The organism is Pseudomonas sichuanensis, from assembly GCF_003231305.1.
Taxonomy (GTDB): Bacteria; Pseudomonadota; Gammaproteobacteria; order Pseudomonadales; family Pseudomonadaceae; genus Aquipseudomonas; species Aquipseudomonas sichuanensis.
The window spans coordinates 1-4,819 of the sequence record NZ_QKVM01000101.1 but is presented as its reverse complement, the minus strand read 5'-3'; the positions used below and the strand labels follow the sequence as shown (position 1 = coordinate 4,819).

Genomic DNA, 4,819 nt, shown 5'->3' with positions numbered 1-4,819 from the left:
AAGTCGACATCGCCGCTGAATGCGCATACATCTATAAAAACCAACACTCTGAAAGCCGAAGCCGAAGCCGAAGCCGAAGCCGAAGCCGAAGCCGAAGCCGAAGCCGAAGCCGAAGCCGAAGCCAAAATCAATGCGCCCCAGCCCCCTTACTCAAATCACTCTCCGCCCATTCGGTATAAACACAGGCATCCGCCACCGCCCACCGCACCTTGACCTTATCCCCCGCCCGCATCGGCATCCCCGCTGCCGACAGCGCCTTGACCGTCAGCTCTGTCCCGCCTTGGGTCACCACATGGCAGGTCTGGCTCTCCCCAAGGAACAGCACCTCACCGACCGTGGCAGCCACCTCGTTCCAGCCCGCCGGCAAAGGCTCGCGGGCAGCCTGTTCAGCCGTCAGGGCCAGGGCCTTCTCCGGCCTTACCATGATCAGCGCATCCTGCCCCGCAGCCAGCCCCGGCGTCAGGCGAATGGCCAGCTGCTGCCCCTCGAAGGCCCCGGCCCCATGGCCGCTGGCCTTGATCCGCAGGAAGTTGGAGTTGCCCAGGAACGACGCGACAAACGCGTTCGGCGGGTTCTGATACAGGTCATACCCAGTGCCCAGCCCGGCAATCTTGCCGTGGCTGAAGATGGCGATGCGTTGGGACAGGCGCATCGCCTCTTCCTGATCGTGGGTCACGTAGACGATGGTGATCCCCAGCCGACGGTGCAGCTGACGCAACTCGTCCTGCAGGTCTTCACGCAGTTTCTTGTCCAGTGCGCCGAGCGGTTCGTCCATCAGCAGGATGCGCGGCTCGTACACCAGCGCCCGGGCGATCGCCACCCGCTGCTGCTGCCCACCGGACATCTGCGAAGGCTTGCGATGGGCGAACTTCTCCAGCTGCACCAACTTGAGCATGGCGTCCACACGCTTGTTGGTCTCGGCCGCGCCGAGCTTGCGGATGGCCAGGGGGAAGGCGATGTTGTCGCGCACGTTCAGGTGCGGGAACAACGAGTAGCGCTGGAACACCATGCCGATGTCACGCTTGTGCGGCGGCACGTTGACCAGCGACTGGCCGTCCACCAGGATCTCGCCGCTGCTGGGGGTCTCGAACCCGGCCAGCATCGACAGGGTGGTGGACTTGCCCGAGCCGCTGGAGCCGAGGAAGGTGAGGAACTCGCCGTCCTGGATCTCAAGGTCGAGGTTGTCCACGGCGGTGAAGTCGCCGTAGTGCTTGTTCAGGCCGCGCAGGCTGACCAGGGTCTTGTTCGGCGCGTCGTCTTTGATCACTGCACTCATTGTTGTTTTCTCCGGGCGCTCAGGCGTTGTTTTCGGTGCGCCGGCGCAAGGCGGCGGCAATGACCATGACCAGCAGCGACAGGCCGATCAGCAGCGTCGAGGCGACGGCGATCACCGGGCTGAGGTCCTGGCGCAGGGTGGTCCACATTTTTACCGGCAGGGTCTGCAGGTCGGGGCTGGCCATCATCACGCTCAGCACCACCTCGTCCCACGACACCAGGAAGGCGAACAGGCCGCCGGCGATCATCCCCGGGCGGATCGCCGGGAAGGTCACCTTGACGATCGCCTGCAGGCGCGAGGCGCCGCAGATCACCGCGGCATCCTCGATCGACTGGTCGAACAGCTTCAGCGAGTTGATGATCGAGATGATGGTGAAGGGCAGGGCGACGATCACGTGGCTGACCACGAAGGCGAACAGCGTGCCGGTGTAGCCCAGCTTGAGAAACAGTGCGTAAACCGCCACGGCGATGATCACCAGCGGTACGATCATCGGCATGGTGAACAACCCGTACAGCAGCTCACGGCCCGGGAAGCGGCCGCGCACCAGCGCGAACGCGGTGGGCAGGCCAAGGGCCACGGCGGCGAAGGTGGTCAGTACGGCGACCTTGAGGCTGGCCAGCGCGGCGTCCATCCACTCGGGGTTGGAGAAGAACTGCACGTACCATTTCACGGTCCAGCCCGGCGGCGGGAACACCAGCCACTGAGACGAGCCGAACGACAGCAGGATGATGAACACCACCGGCAGCAGCAGGAACGCGGCGATGACCCCGGTGGTCAGGTACAGGCCCGTGCGCAACGGGCGGCTCATGGCATTGGGTGACAGCAGCATGGCGGATTACCTCGCGTTACCGACCGGGGATTCCGGCTGCAGTTTCAGGTACAGGTAGAAGAGCACCAGGGTGATCACCACCAACAGGGCGGCAGCGGCACTGGCCAGGCCCCAGTTCAGGAACGATTGCACCTGCTGGATGATGAACTCGGGTAGCATCATGTTCTGCGCACCGCCCAGCAGGGCCGGCGTCACGTAGTAACCGAGGGACATGACGAACACCATCAGCGCGCCGGAGAACAGCCCCGAGCGGCACAGCGGCAGGAACACCTTCCAGAAGTTGGTCCAGGGGCTGGCGCCGCAGATGGAGCCGGCCTGCAGCACCATCGGGTCGATGGCGTGCATGGTCGCCTGCAGCGGCAGCACGATGAACGGGATCATGATGTAGCTCATGCCGATCACCACGCCGGTGAGGTTGTGCACCATCTCCAGCGGCGCATCGATGATGCCCAGCGCCATCAACACCTTGTTGATCACCCCCGAACTCTGCAGCAGCACCAGCCAGGAGTAGGTGCGCGCCAGCAGGCTGGTCCACATCGACAACAGCACGATGTTCAGCAGCCAGCGGCCCCAGCCCTTGGGCACCAGGGTGATCGCCCAGGCCAGCGGGAAGCCCAGCAGCACGCTGATCAGGGTCACCAGGCCAGCTACCGAGAAGGTGTTGAACAGCACCCGGGCGTAGGCCGAGTTGGCAAACAACTGCTCGTAGTTGCCCAGCCCCGGCACTGGTTCCAGTACACCGCGCAGCAACAGGCCGATCAGCGGGGCGAAGAAGAACAGGCCAAGAAACAGCAGGGCCGGCAGCAGGTTGCGGCTGCCGCGCCAGCGTTGGCTCAGGGGCGGGCGGCGGTCGTCCGCCCGTGGCGCGCCGGTGCCGCTGGGGGCACCTTGCGCGTTGTGCAGGGCATTGATGGCGACTTTCATTTGACCAGCCACTCATTCCAGCGGGCCGCGATGGCCTGGCCGTTCTTGGCCCAGTAGGCGAAGTCCAGGGTCACCTGGTCCTGGGCATAGGCGGTCGGCAGGTTCCTGGCGAGGTCCTTGTCGAGCTTGGCCACGCTGTCGACGTTCACCGGGGCATAGGCGGTCTTGTTGGCGAATTCGGCCTGGCCTTCGGCGCTGCTGGCGTTGGCCAGGAACTTCATGGCCGCGTCCTTGTTCTTGGCGCCTTTGGGGATGACCAGGAAATCGGCCATGACCAGGTTCTGCTTCCAGCTCACGCCGACCGGCGCGCCGTCCTGCTGCAGGGCATACACGCGGCCGTTCCAGAACTGCCCGAGCGAGGCTTCACCCGAGGCCAGCAGTTGCTGCGACTGGGCGCCGCCGCCCCACCAGACGATGTCCTGCTTGATGGTGTCGAGCTTCTTGAAGGCGCGGTCCAGGTCCAGCGGGTAGAGCTTGTCGGGTGCTACGCCGTCGGCCAGCAGGGCCAGTTCGAGCACGCCGGGGCTGGGCCATTTGTACAGGGCGCGCTTGCCGGGGTAAGTCTTGGTGTCGAACAGGGCCGACCAGTCCACTGGCTTGTTGGCGCCGAGCTTGCCTTCGTTGTAGCCGAGCACGAAGGAGAAGAAGAACGAGCCGACGCCATGGTCGGAGACGAAGCGCGGGTCGATCTTGTCGCGCTTGATCTGGTTGAAATCGAGGGGTTCGAGCAGGCCTTCGCTGGCGGCGCGCAGGGCAAAGTCGGCTTCGACGTCGACCACGTCCCACTGCACGTTGCCGCTTTCGACCATGGCCTTGAGCTTGCCGTAGTCGGTGGGGCCGTCCTGCACCACCTTGATGCCGGACGCTTTGCTGAAAGGTTCGGCCCATGCCGCTTTCTGCGCATCCTGGGTGGTGCCGCCCCAGCTGACGAAGTTCAGGCTGTCGGCCGCCTGGGTGGCCTGGCAGGCCAGGGTCAGCAGGCTGGCGGACAGCACTGCGGTTACTCGTTTGCTCAACAGCATGGTTACGCCCTCGTTGCTTTTGTTATTCGAGGCGGGGCTGGTGGTGCGCCCGCCAATAGTGTTCGGGGAGCTGCTTTCACTGTGTGTCGCGTGGCCGTCTTGTGATTGTAGGTACGGCCGAAGAATTCAAGGTCTACGGGATATCATATTATGGTATTCCAAGCTTTTCGCAAGAGGGATGGGCGACCGGCCATCACTCTGTTGCCCGTGAAAACGACGCGGCCCCTGTGGGAGCCGGCTTGCCGGCGATAGGGCCAGTCAGGTATGCCGCGAAAGAAAGTGGCTAGGAGCCTGATGCGGGAAGGCATGGCGAGAACTGGCGGTCTTCCTGTGGGGCATCGGGTCGTTTGCAGTGGCCGGGTTACGCCTTAAGCGGAGCTGGACGAGGAGCGATCATGTTTTCCGGATCTAGCTGCCCGGATATACCCGACATCTAACCGAGAATCGTCCTACGAGCATTCGGAATAGTCCTGCATATTGCATTGAGAAACCCCGCTAGCTTGGCAGCTTTTCCCCTGGCGGGGCGACGCTGTGCAAGCCCTTGCCAGGCTGACCTGACAAGGGACAACGGATGTTCGACTCGACACTCACAGACCGCCTGCGCTTTCACGTGCCGGCGGTTCAGCATGATCTTCAGGTACTGGCGTTCAACGGCGACGACGCCATCAGCAGGCTCTACAGCTTCGATATCGAACTGGTCAGCGAAGATCCCCGCCTGCCGCTCGAACCCATGCTCAACCAGCCGGCCTTCCTCGCTTTCGATAACCG

The 4,819-nt window shown here is 63.7% G+C and carries 5 protein-coding genes; 1 reads left to right on the top strand and 4 read right to left on the bottom strand.

The window, feature by feature from the left end:
* Positions 1–127 precede the first annotated feature (127 nt).
* The 4 genes from DM373_RS28035 to DM373_RS28020 are packed head-to-tail and all read right to left on the bottom strand — an operon-like array spanning position 128 to position 4,051.
* Positions 128–1,276 (bottom strand): ABC transporter ATP-binding protein, encoded by a 1,149-nt coding sequence (locus tag DM373_RS28035; protein ID WP_110996574.1) that lies wholly within the window; start codon positions 1,274–1,276, stop codon positions 128–130.
* Positions 1,277–1,295: 19 nt separating this feature from the next.
* The gene (locus DM373_RS28030; protein WP_110996573.1) at positions 1,296–2,105 is read right to left on the bottom strand and encodes an ABC transporter permease; all 810 of its coding nucleotides are present in this window, start codon (positions 2,103–2,105) and stop codon (positions 1,296–1,298) included.
* A gap of 6 nt (positions 2,106–2,111) precedes the next feature.
* Positions 2,112–3,029: an ABC transporter permease gene (locus tag DM373_RS28025; RefSeq protein WP_110996572.1), complete on the bottom strand. Its 918-nt coding sequence runs from the start codon at positions 3,027–3,029 to the stop codon at positions 2,112–2,114.
* A complete protein-coding gene (locus DM373_RS28020; RefSeq protein ID WP_110996571.1) occupies positions 3,026–4,051 on the bottom strand; it encodes an ABC transporter substrate-binding protein in 1,026 nt (341 codons plus the stop codon). The genes DM373_RS28025 and DM373_RS28020 overlap by 4 nt, the downstream gene beginning before the upstream one ends.
* 571 nt (positions 4,052–4,622) lie before the next feature.
* Here DM373_RS28020 and DM373_RS28015 point away from each other — a divergent pair.
* On the top strand, positions 4,623–4,819 hold a 197-nt coding region (locus DM373_RS28015), incomplete at its 3' end, for a hypothetical protein (RefSeq protein ID WP_157966902.1).